This is a genomic window from Acetobacter lovaniensis (assembly GCF_014207635.1).
Lineage (GTDB): Bacteria > Pseudomonadota > Alphaproteobacteria > Acetobacterales > Acetobacteraceae > Acetobacter > Acetobacter lovaniensis.
This window is the reverse complement of the sequence record NZ_JACHIE010000010.1, coordinates 66,673-86,849: the sequence shown is the minus strand read 5'-3', so window position 1 is coordinate 86,849 and position 20,177 is coordinate 66,673. Positions and strand designations below refer to the sequence as shown.

The following is a 20,177-nucleotide window of genomic DNA, read 5'->3' as shown; positions in this document are numbered from 1 at the left end:
CCGCCGCCATGCACAATACTCCGTTCCTCTGGCAGTCTACTGTCAGAGCAGCGGAGCTTTGGTCGTTCCTGCACCCATACGCGACCATCCAGCAGCGCAAGGAGCTGCTGGCGGAAGTCGCGCGAAAGCTGGGGGTTGAGGATGCAGTTACGGGCATGGGTACTTGAGGGGCTTAGAACGGAATTTCGTCGTCGAGGTCGGACGGGTCGCCCCAGCCGCCGGATTGCGTACCGTATCCGCCATTCTGCGGCTGCTGGTTGTTCTGGCGTGCCTGCTGAGGCTGTTGCGCAGGTGCATCTGCGCCTCCGTTACGGCTGTCCAGCAACACAAGCTCGCCACGGAAGCGGTCCACAACCACTTCGGTCGTGTAGCGTTCCTGTCCGCCCTGATCGGTCCATTTCCGGGTTTGCAACGCGCCTTCCAGATAGACCTTGCGGCCTTTGCGCAGGAAGCATTCGGCCACATCGGCCAGCCGGTCATTAAAGATGGCAACGCGGTGCCATTCGGTCCGCTCGCGCTTTTCGCCAGAGGCCCGGTCGTTCCATGTGTCGCCGGTCGCGAGCGAGAAAGATACGATCTTCTGGCCGCTTTGAGTGGTCCGTGTTTCCGGGTCTTTACCCAGATTGCCAACCAGAATTACTTTGTTTACGGATCCGCTCATGCTTGCGCTCCATCACGCCAGCGTTCAAGCCCGCGCCACATGGCATCTACGGCGATGGGGTGGCCTGGAATCAACGCCCCATCTTTGCGCGGGAGGTGGTGCAAGCGGGAGGTGGGGACCTCAACTTCATCGCGCTGCCCTTTCGGAAAGGCTATCGCACGCGCCTCACTTATCCAGTTTCCCAGTGAAGAAGTGGAAAGGCGCATACTTTCCGCAATTTCTTCTTTATTTAGGCCCTTCCTCAGGAGGGATGCTATTTTCCCCACCCGCTCCATGCGCGACATTTCGCGTTGTCCGCCTTTTGCGGGATGTCGCGCCAATCCGTTTTTCTTCAGAACTGCGCGCACCTTTTCTACATTACTCCCAAGGGAGCGCGCCATTTCTGGATTTGTTTTTCCTGCGTTATGCATTTCCAAGATTTTCTTCTCAAAATCGCATGTCATGTCATTCCACCTTCACGCAAAGGATGATCACATCGCCATCACGGATTTCGATGCATTGGGGCTTGCCAAGCTGGCGCATGGCGTCAGGGGACAGGCTGGGCGAACCAAAGGCCGTCCACTCGCGCGCACTGACCGGGCGGCAGTAGGCCGCTTTGTATCCGGGCGGGATGGCGCTCATGCTGCACCGCCATGCGTACGTGCAGCTTCCTCGGTATCGCCGGGAGCGGCTACCGTTTCAGTGCGTGAGGGAGTCGGAAGCTCCCCCACGCTTTCACCATCTTGCACAGAGGATGAATTGTTATGGCTACTGATAACACCAGAGAATGGCTTATCGAGCGTATCGCCTTCAGACTTGAGGACTCCGACACTAACGCCCCGGAAGTTAGGGACAGAGCTTACGTCTCCTCCCTTTACGCTGAGGCTGTTGCTATCGTTGACGGGAAGACGCCGCCCTTGACGGTTGTCATCGATAGAGAGTCCGGGAATCTTTAGACTCCCTTCGCAGTAAAGGCGGATCATCTCGGCTGTCCCGACCAGATCGGAAGCCGAGATGCCGGTGCCCTTATGCAGAGTTAGGGCCGCCTCCATGGCGAGGCGATGACTTTCACTCATACCCGCGCCTCCTCGGTGGGGGTGCGTTTGAGCAGCTTAGCAACTGCCGCACCAAATTTTTCTGCGTGCTTATCGGGCACTCTTTTCCACTGGCTCACCGCCGACTGCGTGACCCCGCAAGCCTCTGCGATTGCCTTGCCGCCCCCGCGCCGGGAAAGGACTTCCTCAAGGAGTGTTTCTCTCATGCGAGAACCTTAAGTCGCTTAATGTTTGATTGCAAGCAAATTAAGGATGCCCCCTTCAAATCAGACTGCGACAATCTCCTATGAGCAAGAATCCACCTAAGCGCATCGAAGACCGAGACCCCAAGAAAGTAGCCTTTGGTATACGGGTTAGAACAATAAGAGAACAAAAAGGCTTCACACAGGCGGACCTTGGGCGCATGATCGGCCTATCGGAAAACTCTGTCGTGCAATATGAGACCGGCAGAGCCGTGCCAAAAAGCTTGAATTTTGAACGGTTGGCGGAGGCTTTGGGGGTGTCATCTCGATATCTACTTACTGGCGATTCCCCGGAGGAGGTGGCGAAAGCTCAAACCGCCCCAGAGCTACGCGCGCTCGAAATTCTCCGGAGAATCCCGGCATCACAGCAGAGTGCCGCAGTAGATGCTCTTCAGGCGTTAGCTGCCGCGATCACCCTTAAAAAATAAAAAAACTTAAGCGGCTTAATTTTTCTCTTGCTCTATTTTACTTAAGCGCATTAAGGTTGACCCATCAACCAAACAGGTGATGGGCAATGACAGATACACAGCAGGTCGAGCAGAACGCTCCCGCAGAAACAAACAAAGCACAGATAACCCTGAACATGCTGCGCCAGTGGGGCGCGTGTCAGGATGGGAAGTCTTGGTTCAGCAATAAATTCCCGCAGGGCGCAGAATATGGCGAGACCATGACAGCGCTTTATGCTGACAAAAAATATTCAGACGCTCGGTGGCTGGCGCGGAATGCTTTCGATAAGGCATTTTCAAAAGAGATCGTGATCTCCGATGTAAATTCCTTGATTGCGCTGACGAAAGATATTGGAGAGGCAGAAGAGGCCAGTGGCGACTATGCCCAGATTGGTTCCAGTGGCGACTATGCCCATATTGGTTCCAGTGGCTACGATGCCCGGATTGGTTCCAGTGGCGACGGTGCCCGGATTGGTTCCAGTGGCGACGATGCCCGGATTGGTTCCAGTGGCAACGATGCCCAGATTGGTTCCAGTGGCGACGGTGCCCGGATTGGTTCCAGTGGCAACGATGCCCAGATTGGTTCCAGTGGCGACTATGCCCGGATTGGTTCCAGTGGCGACGATGCCCGGATTGGTTCCAGTGGCAACGGTGCCCAGATTGAAGCGGCAGGTCGTAACTCAGTAACAGCCTCATCTGGAGGAAACGTCAGTGTAAAGCTTGGTAAAAATGGCGCGGCTTGCCTTGCATGGCACGATGGAGAGCGCAATCGCTTCACCAGCCTGTACGAGGGCGAGGATGGGATTAAGGAGGGCGTCTGGTACAGGCTGGGCGAGGATGGACTCCCCGTTGCAGTGGAGGCAGCATAATGCGATCCACACACCCCCAAAAACCAATAACCCAGCAATGGGACTACATCGCCACAAGCTGGGCGCTGGCGGCTCTGTATAACCCGTTCGTGCAGCTCGCCATCGGTGCAGTGTTCTGGACCGCGATGATTGCGTACGTCTGCTTTTCCGAGAGTGCGCCTGCCGTGACGGCGGATCTGCTGAACGTCCTGTTCACGCCGTGGAACATACTGGCCGATCTGAGCGGGCTGCCTCGCGCGCCTCACCTTTCCCCCTGATGCCCCCGCACTTCCCGGCTCGCGGGCCGGGTCTTGTGGCCGCATTGGCCGAATGTTTCCCACGAGGGAGTTTGGAAAATGTCTTACAAAAACGAGGCGTACGAGAAGGCGCTTAACGAAGGCATGTTCAGCACTGAGGGGCTGACACCTTTTGTTGCCATTGAAGTTCAGAAGTATGAAACAGCAATCGTAAACCTGCTGCGCGTGGCAGACGCGATGACCTTTCCGTTCTTCACTGACAACAGGTTTGCTGCTGTTGAACTGGCTTTTGCCGAGGAAGCTATCGGCGACATGGTATGCGCTGTACGCGAACTTCACGAAAAGAACCGTATGGAACGCGGCCTTGTCGCACAAACGCGACATGATGCCATGCGTGGGCTGGAGGTGGCTGCGTGACCAGCTTCATCCATTTCTTGCCCAGCGAAGTGCAGGGAATTGTCTGCGACATGAAGTCGGTGGAGGTCATTCTGGAAGGTCAGAAAGGGCTTGTTCCTCGGTTTGGCGAGCAGTGGTCGGCCCTTATGGACGCGCAAGTGAAGGTGTCGCTCATGATTGATCGGCTGGAGCGCACCTTGGACATTGATGCAAAGCTTAAGGCGGCGTCAGCATCCAGCCGGACAGAACGGGCGCTTGTTGGTGCTCAGGAGGTGGCGGCATGAGCGACCCCCTCTTCACTACCGCCAACCGCATCCACGCAGACGTTCTGCGCCCGGCTATAGCGGCATGGAGCCACTTCATAACCGCCATCCGCGAACCGGGCGCAAATATTGATGCCTGCTATCTGGAGCTTATCGGGGCAGCAGAAGAGCTGGAGCGTAAGGGCAAGCAGGCCGTGCAGCTTATGCGTCCTGAACTGGCGCAGCGTATGCAGGCTGATGGCGTCACCGGGTTCCATTCGGAAAACTGGAAAGCCAGCCTGCGAGATAAGCCGCCTGAGCCTTTCGTGACTGATGAAAAGGCATTGAAGGCCGCGCACCCGGAACTCTGGCAACCCCAGCCTGACAAGTTCCAGACCAACGAAATGAAAAAGCTTGCCCGGAAGAAAAGCCTTCCCGGTGTTTCCTTAACCAATGGTGGCGCACCCGTTCTGGTCGTTAGCGCCCGTAAGGATGGTTGATATGAGTAATTCCCTGACAACAGCAGGCAATCACACGCCCGCTATACAGATCACTACCTTTGACCAGCTCATGCGCTTTGCGGGTATTGCCGCAAAGAGCGGCATGGTTCCGCAGGCATACATCAACAAGCCGGAAGCCGTCTTGATTGCCGTCCAAATGGGTTCCGAGCTTGGTCTTGCTCCCCTGCAGTCCCTGCAAAATATTGCCGTAATCAACGGCCGCCCGAGCGTATGGGGAGATGCCCTCCTTGGTCTCGTAAAGGCGGCCCCAGTTTGCGATGATGTGATTGAGCATATCGAAGGGGATGGTGACCATATGGTTGCGGTCTGCATCGCCAAACGCAAGGGAAAGTCTCCCGTTGAGCGCCGCTTTAGCGTGGCCGATGCTCAGGCGGCAAGCCTCTGGAATAAGCAGGGGCCATGGAAGCAGTATCCGAAGCGTATGCTGCAAATGCGTGCCCGTGGCTTTGCCCTGCGTGACGCTTTCCCAGATGTTCTGCGTGGGCTGATCACGGCAGAGGAAGCGCAAGACACTCCTCAGGAAACAGTTGATATTACACCACGCCAGGAGCGCATTACCGAGACAAGGCCCATAGACCACCGCGCCATATTCAAGGAACGCCTTGCTGGCTGCACAGATGCAACCTGCACCGATGTGCTGTGGCAGACATGGCAGCGTACTCTTGTGGCTGCTGAGCAGGCTGGGCGCGCTATCCCCGAAGATGTGCAATCCGATGTGCAGGACATGATTGCCGCCAAGCGTGCAGAGTTTGCTCAAGAGCATGCAGCGGCGCCGGTTGATGAGGTGCCAGCATGACCGACCAGAAACCCGCCGGCGTGTTCGTGCGGCTGCCGTTGAGTGATGAGCAGCGGGAGATGATGGTTGATGCAGCCGCTCTTGGCCAACCTGATGATAGTCACGACAAGGCTCTAATCGCCATCGGCACGCCTGTGACGGATGGTGAATTACGAGATGCCATCGACGCAGCGCGGGAGGTGGGGTGATATGAAAACAGATTACCGAAACGATCCGCGTATGCCCGTAGTGCGGCGCTTCATCTGGAAGGAAGTTCTGATGGATACAAAGAATGGGCTGCCGGAAGATGAATATTACTGGATCGTGGCAGAGGGTCTTTTGCGCTCCATTGATTCTGGTGAGGTCGTTCCGCTTCCTAACGTTGGAGGCCAATCATGACTGACCCAAGAGTTGAGGCGGCTATTGATGCCGTCATTAAGGCTCGTGGATGGCGTGATAGTCGCTGGGGTGATGGAGCAATCGGTGGCTTTGACTACAGCACAGAAGAAAAAAAACGTCACGTTATCCGCGACCATGAAGCTGAGGCACGTGAGGGTAAAACAGTCATCCTGTTTGAGACAGGCGATTATGAGGAATATGAGCGCGAGTATCGTCGCGCATGCATCCGGCGCGAAATATTAGCCGCCCTCGCAGCAGCAGATGCTGCGGCTTGGAGGCCGATTGCGAGTGCGCCCAAGGATGGATCGTATGTTGATCTGTGGGTGATTAATTCCGATGGAGAAGGCCAAAGAATTACCGATGCTTACTTTGGCCCTATTCCACATACATGCGGAGAATATGGCCAGTTTTGCGATAGCTGCCCAGAAGAAGGAAATTTCTGGGTTGATGGAATATTTGGTCATGAAATTAATGGTGAGATAACCCAATGGCAACCCCTACCAAATCCGCCCAACGCAACACCCCAGCGCACCCCCGACACCATAACCATCCCAGAGGTACGCAACGACCGGCCTATCTCGGGGAAGGAGGGGGCGGATGGGTGATATAACGCCACGACTTCTATCAGTTGAGGAGGCCGCCCGGTATGTCGGACTTTCCCGGCCAGTCTTTCAGGCTACTATCGGCAAGCAAATCCCGCCCATCAAGACGGGAGTGCGCCGCTTGATATGGGACAGGATCGCCCTTGATAGATGGATAGACGCGCAATCGGGAGTTCCTGCCCCCGAGAAAAAAGAAATCAACCCACTAGATGCATTGATGTGATCGCAGTACGCATAAAATATGTCCAGAAACACAGGGGCAGAGATGGCAGGGTCCGATATTATTTCCGGCACCCACGCCTGCCTCGTGTTTCCCTTCCAGATATCCATAGCAATGAGTTCTGGCCCGCATATCAGTTGGCCCTGAGCCAAGCTCCGGATAATACCGCCCACCCAGAGAAAGCATCTGGAACATTCTCTGCGCTATGCACTAGCTGGCTTCAATCATCGCATTTTCTTGGCCTGAAACCATCAACCCAAAGGGCCTATGGAAATATCGTCCGCAGCATGCAGATGGAGGACTTCGCATCGCATCAAGCGGTGCATTTCACTTCACCTCACGTCCGGGCCTTTGTCGCAAGAAAATCAAAAACCCCAGCAGCATCCAATAGCTGGCTAAAAATGTTTGGGATGATTTTCCAGCATGGCGTTGATAAGGGGGAGCTTGAGAGGAATCCTGCCACCGGAATAGCGCGCATGAAAGAAATGGCCGCAGGGGCAAAGTCATGGGACGATGAGGAGATCGCAAAATACGAAAGCTATTGGCCGTCCGGCACAACTGCGAGGCTTGCTCTGTATTTGCTACTGTACACCGGGCAGAGGCGCAGCGATGTGGTGCGTATGGGCTGGTCGGATATTCGGGAAGGTTGCATGCTGGCTGTGGAGCAAGTGAAAACTGGAACCAAATTGCTTATACCCGTCCATCCAGTTCTTGCGCAGGAAATTGACCAGATACCTAAGGGGCAGCCTACCTTCCTTGCCACGAAGAAGGGGCTGCCGTTTTCAGTGCACGTATTTTCGCACAGCGTTACGCGGTGGGTCGAAAAGTGCGGGATAAAGGAGCGGCTGTCTCCGCATGGATTGCGCAAGGCCGCAGCACGAAGAATGGCCGAGGCCGGCTGCTCTCCGCATCAAATAGCATCCATCACGGGACACAAGACACTGAGTGAGATAGAGCGCTACACCAGAGCCGTTGACCAATCCCGGCTGGCGCGGGATGCGGTCCTGAAAATAGGGCGTGGAAGTTTTACAAAATCCTGAAAGTTGCTGAATTTTAGAGTGTATAATATTTGAGTTTTACACTCTAACCCATTGACAAATATACGCTCTAGATTCGTCCACAGATTCTGCGGATGCTCCAGTGCATAAGCCTGTGGATAATGTGTACAGTTGGTGTGAATGCCGCGCATCTACCATACAGGCACGCGACGCGACTGCCCGCGGTCTCCTTATGTCGTACGCGTATCGCACTTCGCAAAAACATGCGATAATAACATCTTTACCAGTCAACCACACTGGCAGGACAGGGCGTTCGCATTGTTCCCCATTGCGGACGCAATGGTCCACCAAAACCATCTCCGCTCCCGTTTACGGGACCATGGCGCCAGACGCCCCCCAGAACCACCGGCCACAAGGCGCGGGCCTGCACCATATAATACCGTCTTGATGCATCACGAACTTTCCGGAAAAACTCCGGAGCACCCTTCCCCCAGACCTGCCGACCTTGCGCCGGGCTTGCGCATCCGCAATGCTGGTGGCGTGTTCCGCGAGATTACGCCGAGCCCTAAAACTGGCACTCTGTTCCACAACCGGGCCAGCACCAACCTTGCGGTGAGCATACCATGCGACATCTTCTCCTTTTCTGCACGCTGTTCATCGCAATCCCCGCCCTTGCAGCACCCACAGTTCCCCTTCCCTCCACACAGCAGGGAGCGGTACTGGAACGGGTGGTGCTTCTTGCCCGCCATGGCATACGCAGCCCCACCAAACCACCCCGGACCCTGCTGGCCCAGACCGGCCACGCATGGGCGCAATGGCCTGTGGCCCCCGGTGAGTTGACCGAACACGGCAAACAGGCACTGGCCCAGATGGTAGAACTGGTGCGCCAGCACTACACACAGGCAGGTCTGCTCCAGTCAGGCAGTTGCCCCACACCAGCCAGCATTGCTGTATGGGCCGATGCCAAGGACCACCGTACGCGGGAGAGTGGGGGGATATGGGCTGACAGGCTTGCCCCCGCATGCGGCTTGCGCGTCAGCGGCCTGGCCGATGGGCAGGAAGACCCCATTTTTGCAGGCTCGCCAGCACCACTCAGCACGCAGGAACAAAGTGCTATCACGCAGGAGTTTGACCAGCGGGCACGTACCCTGCCCTCCAGCATGGACGCCAGCATGGCCGCGTTACAGGCCGCTCTGGCCCCCACCGCCTGCACAACCGATACCCCCCACTGCCTGCGCGCCAGCAAAACCATTCTGGTATGGAAAAAAGGCAAGCCCCACCTTGAGGGCGGCATTGCCACTGGCGGCACAGCGGCCGAAAACCTGCTGCTGGAATATACACAGGGCATGCCCGCACAGGCCGAACCGTTTGATGGGCATGACCCCGCAACCCTGATCTGGCAGGTCTTCCCCCTCCACGCGGAGGAAAACTGGCTGATCCGCCGCCTGCCCACGCTGGCCATACACAAGGGCACGCCCATGGCCACAGCCGTGCAGAATGCACTGGCGGGTAAACCTGTGAACGGTGTGCCCGCAGTAACGGAACAGACAAAACTGTTCGTGCTGGCAGGGCATGACACCAATCTGGACGCACTGGCCACCCTGTATGGGCTGGACTGGTCCTTTGCCGACCAGCCCGACCCCACCGCCCCCAATACAACGCTGGCCTTTGAGCTATGGCGCACGGCACATGGCCCCTGCATTGTTATCCGGCTGTTCCATCAGGGGCTGGAAGCCCTACGCACACTGGCCCCACCCGCTCCGGCGCTGAATATACAGGTCATTGCCGCTGGCTCGTCCCTCCAGACCCTGCGCCCTGTCCAATAGGCGCCGCCGCGCATAGGATGGGCCGGGCGCGGATGGAGCACCTTTGCAAACATCCGGCCTGCACCCCATATCTGTCCCATGACCGATGCATGGACCTCTGCCGGGGCGACCCATCCCACCGAACTCCTGCGCCAGCGCCGTATGGCGCTGCTGCTTGTCCGGCTGCCGGGCAAAACACGGGTCTGGCTGTTCTGGCTGCGCGAACCGGGGCAGAAATGGCTCCGCCTGCCTGCTGGCTCATTACTTGTCGCAGGGGGGCTGCTGTCCTTCCTGCCCGTGCTGGGATTATGGATGCTCCCCTTGGGCGTAGCTTTGCTGGCGGAGGATTTTGTCCTGTGCCGCAAGGTCTGCGCGCATATGCTGGACTGGATGATCCGGCGCAAGCCCCACTGGCTGGGCATAGAACCAGACGAAACGGAGGAGGACGCATACCTCCGCATTCTTCCACACATTCCCCCACACCACCGTATGGGCAGGAGAGAACAGGCAGACACGTAAACGCCCTGCCTCTCTGGCGCTCCCGGCATTCAGGGGAGAACCGGCAGGCCGGGCCGGATACAGGAGCGGAGCATGTGTTTGCATGTACGCCATGCCGCGTGCCCCAGACCCCGCAGCCCCAAAAGCATAAAACTATGTTATAGAGGTCACAGCACAACAGCCACACAGGCGGGTGGGTTGTAATCTGCACCAATACCGCAGACTGTGTCTGGTCTTATACAGGCGCTTCTTATTATGCGGTGTCGTTCCCAATCTGATATGATTGTCCTGCTGCGGTATGAATACTCCGCACCGAATCGTATTTTATAAAGTACTATCAAAGGGTTCCGTTAACATATGTCTCCCGCGTTCATGACCTTGTCCCCCCTCGATCAAATGAAGGAGACAATAAACGAGACCCCGATCCATATCCGCGAAATTTTGCGCAACGTTGTCACGACTTCCGGGCAGACCTGCGTCAGCCTGTTTTACTCCGCACTTTTCCAGCACGAGCGGGCGGCCATTTTTTTGGAAAAGGAAACTGTCGAGGTCAAAATGCGACCCCAGTTACTTGCCTGGATCCAGAGCCTGTTTTTTACCGATGCCGACCACGTTGAGGAACTGAGCGAACTCCAGTGCCGTATTGGTACGATCCATGCCCAGCTTGAAATTCCCACCGATATTGTGGTGTACGGACTTTACATTATCAAACAGGCACTTATCGACGGCATAAAGGCTTCCACACCAGATAAGGACGACACTATTGCCGCCATTATCTACCTGAGCACCATGATGGATTTTGCCTTCAAGTTCATGATCAAGGCTTATGACATCAACTTCCGCAAAAAAGTGGAAAGTGACGAGGCCTTTCGCCTTGTCTCTCTGGGGCATAATATTTCCTACGAAAAAGAAACACAGATCAGCACCTTTTCAGGGTGGAGCACGCAGGCTTTCTACTGCCTGTGCAAGGACCACCCTGAAGACCTGCCCACCATTGCGGAATCCGAATTTGGCCTGTGGCTGACCCATAAGGGCATGAGCCTGTTCAAAGGCACGCATGAAGCCAACCAAATCCAGAACAAGGTGCGTGAGTTAGACACCAAAATTGCGGCCATTCGCAAAACCGGCCTTATTCCGCCCGAATTCCCCACCGAACTCCACAAGGCCATTACCAGCCTGACTTTTTTGATCGGGCGCGTATTCCGGCATCTGGAGGAAGTGGAAAACGGGCGTGACCCACTGACCAAGGTGTTCAACCGCCGGTTTCTGGATGTGGTTATCCAGAACGAAATCACCTTTGCCCTGACGCATGAAAAACCGTTCAGTCTGGTTATTCTGGACATTGATCATTTCAAAAAAATCAATGACCAGTTCGGTCATCTGGTGGGTGATGAGGTGCTGTGCTTTGTGGCCGAAATTATTGCCGCCAACGTACGCGCCAACGACTTTATCTTCCGCTACGGTGGCGAAGAATTTCTGATTGTCCTGACCGAAATCCCACTGGAGGACGGGCTGATCTGTGCGGAGCGTATTCGGACCGCGCTGGCCGAGCATCCTCTTACGCTCTCTTCCAGCGATCAGGTTCAGGTCACCCTTTCGGGCGGGATCACCACGTTTGCGGGCGAAACCAACGCACGCCTGCTGATCCATCAGGCGGATGAGGCCCTCTACAAAGCCAAAAGCAACGGCCGCAACTGCATTGTAGCCACCCACCACACCCCTGAAAAAGTCTGATTATATTACGAATATATCAGCATTGCCGCGCGTATTTCTTTTAACCAACACAGGAAACAGGAGCGGGTAGCTGCATCCCACCATGAGGGGATTTCGTTCAACACATTGAATGGAAACGATTTTATAAATTCTCTCCCACTCTTTTCCGGTACGCTGGGCTGCAATGCCAAAAAGGCATTGCAGCAGTTGCAGTGCAGAAGTTCCATGTTTTCTTGGTAATAATTTTTTTTCTGAGTTTACTGCGTATTTTATTGATTCTAAAATCCCTAAACGAAAATCGAATAAATTACACTTAATATCTACGAGTAAAGTATGTATGCCTGACTGTACCACCGTCTCCATATGGGATGCTGAAACGCTTCCCCCTCCCTCACTCCCCCATAAAGACTTTATTCAGGGTGTGAGCAATATCCAGGACGGGCATGGTCGTCGCGTTGGGTTACTGGCTGCACGGATCAACGAACTGGCAGGACTGGGGCTGGAACAGAAGACGATCCAGTTGGCCGGAGAACTGCACGATACCGGCAAGGTGCTGACAGGGCAAGACATCCTGCACGCACCCCGCCCGCTGACACCGGAAGAAAAAGGCGTCATTCGCAAACATCCGCTGCTGGGACTTGGCGTACTGCAATGGTACGGGCATGACTTCCCGCGCGAAGTCATGGATGCGACCCTGCTCCACCACGAACGGTGGGATGGCACAGGCTACCCGCTCGGGCTTAAAGGTCGGCATATTCCGCTATGGGTGCAGGTCATATCCGTGGCGGACACTATTGATGCCTGCCTGTCCAAGCGCAACTACAAGCACTCATGGACACCCGAAGCGGTCAGAAAAATTCTGCAACAGGAAGCCGGACGCGCATTTGAACCCAAGCTCGCCCTTTTATGCGCCACACATCTGGATGACCTGCTGGAAGTCTGGAACGCTGACTATGCATGGGAAAAACTGGGGGACAAACTCCCGGACGGCCAGCATTCGAACTAACCCCCACCACCAGGCAGGGGCTGGCCCCTGCTCAGGCCGTTACGTTCTGTAGCACCGTAAAACCTTCAAAGACCGGGGGGCCCGCGGTCAGGGCACGCCCCTGCCCCGCTCCGGCATGCGCCTGCCGAAACTGCTCGGACTGGGTCCAGCCCACAAATGCATCGTATGACGCCCATACGGTATGGGACGCATAAAGCCTGCCGCCCTCCTTTTCCGGTCCTTGTAGAAACTGGAAGCTGATAAAACCGGGAACGCTCTGCAACAGCACCTCGCGCTCCAGCCAGCGCTGGCAAAAGGCTTCCTCGTTCTCAGGCGTGACCAGAAAACGGTTCATGGCAATATAGTGAGGCATGGTCTGTCTGTTCCCTTGCATACCCGTGGCGAAGCGGCCTGCCTGTACACAGGGCTGGCGCATGCAGGAGCCAGCCCCCTTGCCACACCACCTGACCCTGCGCCCAAACCTGCCCACCAGCAATACAAATCTGGCCTGTAAAAAACGGCTCCAGCCTTAAAAATCCGCCATATCCCGCACCGAGGCATTCTCCTGCCCCATAATCCAGTACCCCGCGACCTTCATCCACTGGACTGGCACACAGCGTTCTTGCAACAGGTACTGCCGCACGGTGCGGGCTACATGCGCCTCCGCCCCAACCCAGACAAAAGTGCCCGGCGGAATGCTGACCTCACCCAGTGCGGCCACAAGAGCCTGCGCCTGATCCGCCTGCGCCATGGGCCGGTGTACCCAGTGCGCATCATGTCTGGCAGCCGTTGTCATGCTCTGCTCATCTTCCAGCCCAGACACAGCCACAATGGTTGTTACTGTTGCATGGGCTGGCAGTTCCTCCACCCTGCGGGCAATGGCGGGCAAAGCCGTCTCATCCCCCACAAGGAGCCACTGCGCCACAGTGCCTGCAATAACGCGCGAACCTTTTGGTCCACCAATATCCAGTCGCGTACCCACACGGGCCGCACGCGCCCACGTTATGGCAGGACCTGTCTGGTGGGTCACAAAATCCAGCACCAGCGTTGTCGCCTCCCGGCTGTAGCGGCGTGGCGTGTAGTCCCTGCGCACCTCCACCCCATCGGCTCCGGGCAGAAAGATTTTAATATGGTCATCGGGGGACGCGCTGGTAAAATCAGCCAGATCCGGGCCGGTCAGGGTTATGCGGAGCGTATGGGGGGTCAGGTGCTCCACAGCCGCCACACTCAGGCTACGCCTGCGCATGGAATGACGTACGATCTCATTGACCGGAGCAGGCGGCCAGACCTGCTCCTTTAGCGGGTTTTGCATATCGGTCTGATCTCTGGGTTGGATATGGGTGAGGCTCCAGAGGAGCTTATGTCTGGTCAATGGTGCGAGCAGCCCCGTCCAGCAGGGCAGCTATCTGTTCCGCTTCCTGCGGGGTGAGGCCACCATTGCGCAGCTTCAGGCGCAGAGCGGTTTTCAGGTTTTCCATCGCGCGCACCACGGGTACTGGCGTAGAACAGCGCCCGCCCTGTTCTGGCGTATCGGCACTGGCGGCGCGGGCAAGAATTGCCTGCAGGTCAGCGCTGTTGGCCGTTAGATACGCCGCCCCTTCGGGCGTGATATGGTACGTCTTGCGCCCGCCCTGCTCTGCGGGATGGATATGACCTGCCTCCTCCAGCCATGTGAGTGTAGGATAAATCACGCCGGGGCTGGGCGTATAACTGCCTGCGAACTTGTCCTCTATGGTTTTGATAAGCTCGTACCCGTAAGTCGGATTTTGCCCGATCAGGCTCAGTACGAGCAGACGCATCTCCCCGTAATCGAACAGCCTGTGGCGGCCACCCCGCCGTCCGCCGCCGCCCCGCCCATGGTGGTGGCGGCCATGCCCTGCCAGATCAGACCGACCTTCGGGGGCAAAAAACTGGTGGCGGTGGCGACCGCCTGCGTGTCTGTTTTTGTGTTTCATGACTCCGATATACATCCCGATATATCGTAAGTAAAGATATATCGGGATGTATTTTTAAAACACCCACCAGCCCACGCAAATCCGCCAGAGACGCCCCACTGCCCCCACGCCAGCAGGCGGGATTGACTTGAAGGACGTGTTTTATTCATACTCCGGCACGGCAATGGACTCTGCCGGATTTTGGCCCCCAAAATCGAACCGCCGTACTGGCTGATGATTCCTACCCCGCAAAACCATGCGTGAGGGAGGAGTGCGTCCAAAACCATGCCCCGCATACACAAACAGACCGGGCTTTGCCCCACCCCCACCAACCGCACAGGCAGGAACCCCTTGCAATGCGCCTGATCGCTGTTCTGGACGATGCCCAGACCGCAGCCTTGACCCTGCACACCGCAGGCCAACTGGCTGCCCGGCTGGGAGGGGCGGATATTTGCGCCTTCCACCCCATGCCTGCCACGGACCCTGATTTTCAAAGCCCGGATGAAGGGCTGCCAGACCCCGCACAGCAGGCCCGCTTTGCGCAAACGGTTGCCACCCGTGCCCACGCCATCCGCCAGATTTTTGAACACTGGCGCAGCACAGCGCAGGGCAGCCCCCATGCCCAATGGGTGGAACAGGCAGGCCCGCCGCGCACAACCCTGAGCCTTGCCGCCAGCAAAGCCGACTTTGTTGTTCTCGGCCCGGCCAGCGCGGCCACCACACCGCTAACCCGGCAGAGCTTTGCCGCTACCCTGTACGATGCACAGGCAACGGTGCTTATTGCCCCACCCACACCACAGCCGGATTTTGGCCAACACCCGGTTATAGCCTGGCAGGACACCCCCAACCTGCACCGCGCCACCGCCGCCGCCATGCCCCTGCTCCGCACGGCTAAGCACGTGAGCATTCTGTTAGGGGAACACCACCCCAACGCAGTTGCAGACCCCACATTACTGGCCACACTACGCACGCTTGGCGTGGCGGTCTCGCTGGAGCGGTTTGTTCTGACAGAACAAGGCGTGGGCGAGCAGATCCGCGCACGCGCCACGCAGGCGGGGGCAGACCTGCTGGTTATGGGGGCATACGGCCGACCGCATTTTATTGAATGGCTATTTGGTGGCCCCACCGTGGACCTGCTTGCCCATGCCACATGGCCAATACTGACCCACCATTGATAAACACAGAACCACAGGCACAGAGTTTTCCATGTTGACCAACTTTTTACCCTCTCTCCTTATCGGTCTGGCCGGGGCTGCTGGCACATTGCTGCGTTACTGGGTGGGGCTGGCAACCCTGCGCTGGAGCCAGGTTCTGCCATGGGGAACCATTGCCATTAATGTATCCGGTTCGTTTGCCATTGCCTTTTTTGGCACCTTAACCGCAGCAGGCGGCCGCCTGCCCGTGTCCGAAACCGGAAGGCTGGTGTTTATGGTCGGGCTATGCGGGGGGTACACCACGTTTTCCTCCTTCAGCCTGCAAACACTTGACCTGCTTAAAAACGGGGCACCCGGACGGGCACTTCTCAATATTGGTCTATCTGTGGGGTTATGTATGCTTGGCGTGAGCGCGGGCTACGTCGTGGCACAAACCCTGAACGCCACGGGTGGGAACGAACACTGACCGGCAGATCAGTATCTGGCGGCATAAAAGCGGGCATTACCGGAGCAGGATGGCGGATGCCAAGGGTCATGGGGCAGCCATACGCAGTGGCCCCGATGGACGCGGCCCGCCACTATGGGCTTCTCACTGGCCCTCTGGCTTCCCACCCCATGCGGGTGGCTTGGCCATGCAAGGCCTGCTGTTTGTGTCTGGGAGAGTGGCGGGAGTTCCTGTGGCGCAACGCCACGAAAAATGCTCAAGCCTGCGGACAGCCGTGGAAACCGTAGGTTTGGAAAGTTGCACATCCTCCGCGACACGCACGAAGGAGCCAGACTCCACCACTTTGCAAAAATACCCGAACATCAAAACCCGGCAGCCACATGCCGGATGTTCCCACCCCAGACCTTCCCACCGGCTATACTCCTAGCCGGTGGAGAGAACCTGAAACGGTAAAAACATCCGTCCGTATTGTCGCCATAGACTGGCTCAACCCGGACAGAATCCTGAGTGTTTTATATCGTGATGTTGTGCGCGGAGCGGAGGCTACGCGCTGAGTTTTTCGAGCATGCGCTTTGAATGAGACGGAGCCGTTTCATTCCATGTAAGCTGGGGTGACCGGCGTGGAGACGCATTGGAAATGACGAAACGCTGGAGCGTCTGAGACAGGGTTTTCGTCTCCCCGGTCAGATTATGGCTGGCCGCCGTCGTTTCCTCCACCATGGCCGCGTTCTGCTGGGTTACGCGATCCATATCCCCAATCGACGCTGTAATTTCCGAGAGGCTGCGCGCCTGATGCTGGGTCGCAATGGAGATTTTCTCGATTCTTTCGGCAATGCCCTGCGTGCTGCGGGCAAATTCGCTCAGATACGAACTCGTCGTCTGCACAAGCGTCACCCCTTTGGAAACCTGATCAGACGCGACGGAAACCAGTTTCTTGATCTCATTGGCCGATGTGGCAGCCTGTTCGGACAGAGAGCGGACTTCCTGCGCAACAACGGCAAAACCGCGTCCTGCATTGCCTGCTCTGGCCGCTTCGACCCCGGCATTGAGCGCCAGCACATTCGTCTGGAACGCGATATTATCCATCACCGAGATAATTTCACCAATCGCATCGGACGATGCCTTGATACCGTCCATGGATTTTGTCGTTTCTACCATCGCCGTGGTTGCGAGGTTGACCTTTTCCAGCGTCTGGCGGGTTTCTTCCGTTGTGTCCTTGCAGGCATGCGCGGTCGTTTGCACCCCGTCAGTAATGGTCCTGACCGCTATTGCGGCCTGAGCCAGATTGGCGGCCTGCTTTTCAGTGCGCTTGGCAAGATCGTCAGAAGCGGTGGAAATCTCACTCGCGCTGCTGCCGATGAGGTCCGAGCTGTTGGCCACGGTTTTAAGCGCCTCATTCAGGCCCTGTATCGACTGGTTGAATGCCTCACGCAAAGGCGCGAATTCTCCGTCAAACGCATTGCCGGAAATCTGCTGGCTGAGATCCCCCTGAGCCATGTCGTTCAGGGCGACTTCCAGCATTGAAATGACTTCTCTGGTCTGCTGGTCACGCTTCTGGCTGCGTTCGAAAGAATCTCTGATCTCGTCAGACATTTTTTCCTGCTTTTCGCGCGCGGCCTTCTGCTCCTTGACGTTGCTGGCAAAGGACACCATGATGCGCGCAAGTCTGCCGGTACAGTCCTTGTTATCGTAATACGGAATAGAGCTGGATATAATACCCTTACCCAGTTCCTCACCGACATTTACCAGCTGTTCTGTCGGCAGGATGACTGAACGCTCAAGAATATGCCAGACAGTCAGGGCTTCCAGCTGGCTGAACAGGAACAATGCCACCGTAATATACAGCATATGCACAGGGGTAGCCTGCATGAAATATGCAAGCACCATCAATGCGATCTGGAGAACCGGATAGGCTTCCTGAAACAGCATGATCACATGGATTTTGTTGCGAACAGGCGCATCCTTATATAGATACTGTAACATTGTTATTACCATACGTAAATAAATTAAGTAACAATCTAACATTCTACTGGAAGTGGAAAAATTTGCAAGCAAGGCGAATGATGCAAATGATTTTTATTCTTATATTCGCCACGCTGTATCAGCAGAACCAAAATCAAACCATCCAGATTTCAGAACAGTGTACTATAACACGAATTATAGGCGGTTGTGCAGACTTTCTTGCCATAACCACTGCAAAAGCAGTCTGGCGGCCTCACAAAGGCCACGCTTGTGCGGGAGCCCCTTGTTCCGGACTCCCGCCAACCATCATGCCGCCAGTTCGACCGGGATAATCTGCCGCCTCACATCATTTTCATGTTGTCGGAAACCGGACTCGTCTTTTGAGACCTGCGGCACCCCTTATCTACCCGCTACGAATCCTCCGTCTGAGACAGCGGCGGCAATTTTGGATCTACCGTCAAAGGCCTGTTCCCTTTCATGAGGGCTTCAAGTTCATCTTCGGTTCCAACGGCAGGCGGGGACCCGCGCAGAGGTAAACGTGCTGTTTCCTTTACACTCAGCATGGTCAGAATCCCTACGACCGCCGCACCCATCAGGTAGTAGGCCGGAATCATCAAATTGTCGGTTCGCCGTATCAGCCATGCTGTTATTAAAGGTGTCGTCCCGCCAAAAATTGAAACTGACAGATTAAATGCCAAAGACAATGCCGTGTATCTTACAGGTGTATAGAACAGGGCAGGTAATGTGGCAGGCATAGAACTGGTAAAACATACCAGAGATATGCCCAGAAGCATGAGACCCAGAAAAATCAGCCAGTCATTATTGCTCTGTATTAACCACAGGCTGGGTATTGCCAGAAACAGGAGAGCAAGACAGGCCCCAATAATCATGGGCCGTCGCCCCAGCCGGTCGCTGAACAGGCCGCCCACGACGTTCAGAGGCATCATGACCAGCATCACGAGGATAATGAGCAGCAGGCCCTTCGTTTCCGGGTAGCCGAGCGTCACGCTCAGGTAGCTCGGCATATATGTCAGAACCATGTAGTACGTGACATTAAAAACCAGAACCAGCCCCATGCATTTGGCAAGCTGCCTCCAATGGACGATAAACAGATCGCGCCAGCCGGGCTTGTCATTTTCCCGCTTCTCGGCTTCCTGCGAGTAACTCTGGAATGCTGGCGTTTCTTCCAGCCTGTTGCGCATATAAAGCCCCAGAAGCCCTAACGGACCAGCGATCATAAAGGGAATGCGCCACCCCCAAACGATCATCTGACTATCGGTCAGTGTTAATTGCAGAACGGTCACGGCACCCGCACCGGCGACATAGCCGCCCAGCGTTCCGAACTCCATCCAGCTTCCCATAAAGCCACGCTTCTTATCGGTGGAATACTCGGCAATGAAGGTGGCGGCTCCACCATATTCTCCACCTGTTGAAAAACCCTGAATCATACGCGCAAGCAACAGGAGCACAGGCGCCCAGATGCCAATGCTGCCATAGGATGGAATAAGCCCGATACAGAACGTGCTGGACGCCATCATAACCATGGTAATGGCCAGAATTTTCTGACGTCCGTATTGATCACCCAGTGGGCCAAAAATCATACCCCCTAAGGGGCGCACCAGAAAAGCCACGGTAAAGGCCGCGAAGGTGGCAATCAGTTGCACCGCGGCATCGGCTGATGGAAAAAATACCTGACCAAGTACAACAGCAATATAACCGTAAACACCAAAGTCGAACCATTCCATCGCATTGCCGAGTGCGGCCGCTCCAACAGCGCGTCTGAGCATATCACCATCGACAATCGTGATCTCTTCCGCGTTGATATGTTTGCGCCGCTTGAACCAGCCAAAGTGAGCATGTTTCGAATCAGAATCCAACATAAGACTATTATCCCTTCTCAGGAACAATATCATTTATCGACAAATTAGTATAGTTCAACGATTTTATGACAAAAAATAAGAAAATATCAACGCAATATGGGATTACATATTTTATTAACATTCATTATATTTTTTTCTATAAATCTATATAGTTAATACT

At 55.9% G+C, this 20,177-nt stretch carries 30 protein-coding genes and 1 riboswitch; of the genes, 18 read left to right on the top strand and 12 right to left on the bottom strand.

What is annotated here, in order from left to right; all coding sequences use genetic code 11:
• Positions 1–172: 172 nt before the first annotated feature.
• Genes ssb through HNR55_RS11640 form a run of 5 tightly spaced genes read right to left on the bottom strand, consistent with a single transcriptional unit; the run spans position 173 to position 1,901 of the window.
• Complete coding sequence (gene ssb / locus HNR55_RS11660; RefSeq protein ID WP_166115445.1) at positions 173–661, bottom strand: single-stranded DNA-binding protein; 489 nt, start codon at positions 659–661, stop codon at positions 173–175.
• Entirely contained in the window at positions 658–1,104 is a 447-nt protein-coding gene (locus tag HNR55_RS11655; RefSeq protein WP_166115447.1) for a hypothetical protein, read from the bottom strand. Before HNR55_RS11655 ends, ssb begins: the two co-directional genes overlap by 4 nt.
• 1 nt (position 1,105) lies before the next feature.
• Positions 1,106–1,282 carry a hypothetical protein gene (locus HNR55_RS11650; RefSeq protein WP_166115448.1) on the bottom strand — a complete coding sequence of 59 codons (177 nt, stop codon included), beginning with the start codon at positions 1,280–1,282 and terminating at the stop codon, positions 1,106–1,108.
• Entirely contained in the window at positions 1,279–1,716 is a 438-nt protein-coding gene (locus tag HNR55_RS11645) for a hypothetical protein (RefSeq protein ID WP_166115450.1), read from the bottom strand. Before HNR55_RS11645 ends, HNR55_RS11650 begins: the two co-directional genes overlap by 4 nt.
• On the bottom strand, positions 1,713–1,901 hold the full coding sequence (locus tag HNR55_RS11640) for a Cro/CI family transcriptional regulator (protein ID WP_166115452.1): 189 nt from the start codon (positions 1,899–1,901) through the stop codon (positions 1,713–1,715). The genes HNR55_RS11645 and HNR55_RS11640 overlap by 4 nt, the downstream gene beginning before the upstream one ends.
• A gap of 80 nt (positions 1,902–1,981) precedes the next feature.
• Here HNR55_RS11640 and HNR55_RS11635 point away from each other — a divergent pair, with 80 nt between their 5' ends.
• The 15 genes from HNR55_RS11635 (at position 1,982) to HNR55_RS11565 (ending at position 11,678) form a co-directional block, all read left to right on the top strand.
• Positions 1,982–2,365, top strand: a complete 384-nt coding sequence (locus tag HNR55_RS11635; protein WP_166115454.1) for a helix-turn-helix domain-containing protein — start codon at positions 1,982–1,984, stop codon at positions 2,363–2,365.
• 86 nt (positions 2,366–2,451) lie between these two features.
• The gene (locus tag HNR55_RS11630; protein ID WP_166115456.1) at positions 2,452–3,252 is read left to right on the top strand and encodes a hypothetical protein; all 801 of its coding nucleotides are present in this window, start codon (positions 2,452–2,454) and stop codon (positions 3,250–3,252) included.
• Positions 3,252–3,509, top strand: coding sequence for a hypothetical protein (locus HNR55_RS11625; protein ID WP_166115458.1), 258 nt, complete (start codon positions 3,252–3,254; stop codon positions 3,507–3,509). Before HNR55_RS11630 ends, HNR55_RS11625 begins: the two co-directional genes overlap by 1 nt.
• A gap of 78 nt (positions 3,510–3,587) precedes the next feature.
• Positions 3,588–3,905, top strand: a complete 318-nt coding sequence (locus HNR55_RS11620) for a hypothetical protein (RefSeq protein WP_166115460.1) — start codon at positions 3,588–3,590, stop codon at positions 3,903–3,905.
• Entirely contained in the window at positions 3,902–4,168 is a 267-nt protein-coding gene (locus tag HNR55_RS11615) for a hypothetical protein (RefSeq protein ID WP_166115462.1), read from the top strand. Before HNR55_RS11620 ends, HNR55_RS11615 begins: the two co-directional genes overlap by 4 nt.
• The gene (locus HNR55_RS11610; protein ID WP_166115464.1) at positions 4,165–4,626 is read left to right on the top strand and encodes a hypothetical protein; all 462 of its coding nucleotides are present in this window, start codon (positions 4,165–4,167) and stop codon (positions 4,624–4,626) included. Before HNR55_RS11615 ends, HNR55_RS11610 begins: the two co-directional genes overlap by 4 nt.
• Before the next feature lies 1 nt (position 4,627).
• A complete protein-coding gene (locus tag HNR55_RS11605) occupies positions 4,628–5,443 on the top strand; it encodes a recombinase RecT (RefSeq protein WP_166115466.1) in 816 nt (271 codons plus the stop codon).
• Entirely contained in the window at positions 5,440–5,631 is a 192-nt protein-coding gene (locus HNR55_RS11600; protein WP_166115468.1) for a hypothetical protein, read from the top strand. Before HNR55_RS11605 ends, HNR55_RS11600 begins: the two co-directional genes overlap by 4 nt.
• 1 nt (position 5,632) lies before the next feature.
• Positions 5,633–5,821 carry a hypothetical protein gene (locus HNR55_RS11595; protein ID WP_166115470.1) on the top strand — a complete coding sequence of 63 codons (189 nt, stop codon included), beginning with the start codon at positions 5,633–5,635 and terminating at the stop codon, positions 5,819–5,821.
• Positions 5,818–6,426 (top strand): hypothetical protein, encoded by a 609-nt coding sequence (locus tag HNR55_RS11590; RefSeq protein ID WP_166115472.1) that lies wholly within the window; start codon positions 5,818–5,820, stop codon positions 6,424–6,426. Before HNR55_RS11595 ends, HNR55_RS11590 begins: the two co-directional genes overlap by 4 nt.
• A complete protein-coding gene (locus HNR55_RS11585) occupies positions 6,419–6,646 on the top strand; it encodes a helix-turn-helix transcriptional regulator (RefSeq protein WP_166115474.1) in 228 nt (75 codons plus the stop codon). Before HNR55_RS11590 ends, HNR55_RS11585 begins: the two co-directional genes overlap by 8 nt.
• 290 nt (positions 6,647–6,936) lie before the next feature.
• A complete protein-coding gene (locus tag HNR55_RS11580; protein WP_242005567.1) occupies positions 6,937–7,683 on the top strand; it encodes a site-specific integrase in 747 nt (248 codons plus the stop codon).
• Between the two features lie 581 nt (positions 7,684–8,264).
• Positions 8,265–9,467: a histidine-type phosphatase gene (locus tag HNR55_RS11575; protein WP_166115478.1), complete on the top strand. Its 1,203-nt coding sequence runs from the start codon at positions 8,265–8,267 to the stop codon at positions 9,465–9,467.
• A gap of 78 nt (positions 9,468–9,545) precedes the next feature.
• Complete coding sequence (locus HNR55_RS11570) at positions 9,546–9,965, top strand: hypothetical protein (protein ID WP_166115480.1); 420 nt, start codon at positions 9,546–9,548, stop codon at positions 9,963–9,965.
• A 336-nt stretch (positions 9,966–10,301) separates the two neighbouring features.
• Positions 10,302–11,678 (top strand): GGDEF domain-containing protein, encoded by a 1,377-nt coding sequence (locus tag HNR55_RS11565; RefSeq protein ID WP_166115482.1) that lies wholly within the window; start codon positions 10,302–10,304, stop codon positions 11,676–11,678.
• On the opposite strand, the gene HNR55_RS11560 is transcribed toward HNR55_RS11565, so the two are convergent.
• Entirely contained in the window at positions 11,679–12,020 is a 342-nt protein-coding gene (locus HNR55_RS11560; RefSeq protein ID WP_166115484.1) for a hypothetical protein, read from the bottom strand.
• A gap of 58 nt (positions 12,021–12,078) precedes the next feature.
• Here HNR55_RS11560 and HNR55_RS11555 point away from each other — a divergent pair, with 58 nt between their 5' ends.
• Positions 12,079–12,663, top strand: a complete 585-nt coding sequence (locus HNR55_RS11555) for an HD-GYP domain-containing protein (protein WP_166115486.1) — start codon at positions 12,079–12,081, stop codon at positions 12,661–12,663.
• A 31-nt stretch (positions 12,664–12,694) separates the two neighbouring features.
• On the opposite strand, the gene HNR55_RS11550 is transcribed toward HNR55_RS11555, so the two are convergent.
• The 3 genes from HNR55_RS11550 to HNR55_RS11540 form a co-directional block, all read right to left on the bottom strand.
• On the bottom strand, positions 12,695–13,015 hold the full coding sequence (locus HNR55_RS11550) for an antibiotic biosynthesis monooxygenase family protein (RefSeq protein WP_166115616.1): 321 nt from the start codon (positions 13,013–13,015) through the stop codon (positions 12,695–12,697).
• Between the two features lie 156 nt (positions 13,016–13,171).
• Positions 13,172–13,954, bottom strand: a complete 783-nt coding sequence (locus HNR55_RS11545) for a siderophore-interacting protein (RefSeq protein ID WP_166115488.1) — start codon at positions 13,952–13,954, stop codon at positions 13,172–13,174.
• A 46-nt stretch (positions 13,955–14,000) separates the two neighbouring features.
• Complete coding sequence (locus tag HNR55_RS11540; RefSeq protein ID WP_166115490.1) at positions 14,001–14,597, bottom strand: PadR family transcriptional regulator; 597 nt, start codon at positions 14,595–14,597, stop codon at positions 14,001–14,003.
• A 150-nt stretch (positions 14,598–14,747) separates the two neighbouring features.
• Positions 14,748–14,827: riboswitch (Fluoride riboswitch) on the top strand.
• A gap of 105 nt (positions 14,828–14,932) precedes the next feature.
• On the opposite strand from HNR55_RS11540, the gene HNR55_RS11535 reads away from it, so the two are divergent.
• Both HNR55_RS11535 and crcB read left to right on the top strand, forming a co-directional pair.
• A complete protein-coding gene (locus tag HNR55_RS11535) occupies positions 14,933–15,751 on the top strand; it encodes a universal stress protein (protein ID WP_166115492.1) in 819 nt (272 codons plus the stop codon).
• 31 nt (positions 15,752–15,782) lie between these two features.
• A complete protein-coding gene (gene crcB, locus HNR55_RS11530; protein ID WP_166115507.1) occupies positions 15,783–16,196 on the top strand; it encodes a fluoride efflux transporter CrcB in 414 nt (137 codons plus the stop codon).
• Between the two features lie 123 nt (positions 16,197–16,319).
• Here crcB and HNR55_RS11525 read toward each other — a convergent pair whose 3' ends face one another.
• The 3 genes from HNR55_RS11525 to proP form a co-directional block, all read right to left on the bottom strand.
• Entirely contained in the window at positions 16,320–16,538 is a 219-nt protein-coding gene (locus HNR55_RS11525) for a helix-turn-helix domain-containing protein (RefSeq protein ID WP_166115509.1), read from the bottom strand.
• A 180-nt stretch (positions 16,539–16,718) separates the two neighbouring features.
• Entirely contained in the window at positions 16,719–18,158 is a 1,440-nt protein-coding gene (locus HNR55_RS11515; RefSeq protein WP_166115513.1) for a methyl-accepting chemotaxis protein, read from the bottom strand.
• Between the two features lie 389 nt (positions 18,159–18,547).
• Positions 18,548–20,017, bottom strand: a complete 1,470-nt coding sequence (gene proP / locus HNR55_RS11510) for a glycine betaine/L-proline transporter ProP (RefSeq protein WP_166115515.1) — start codon at positions 20,015–20,017, stop codon at positions 18,548–18,550.
• Between the last annotated feature and the right edge of the window lie 160 nt (positions 20,018–20,177).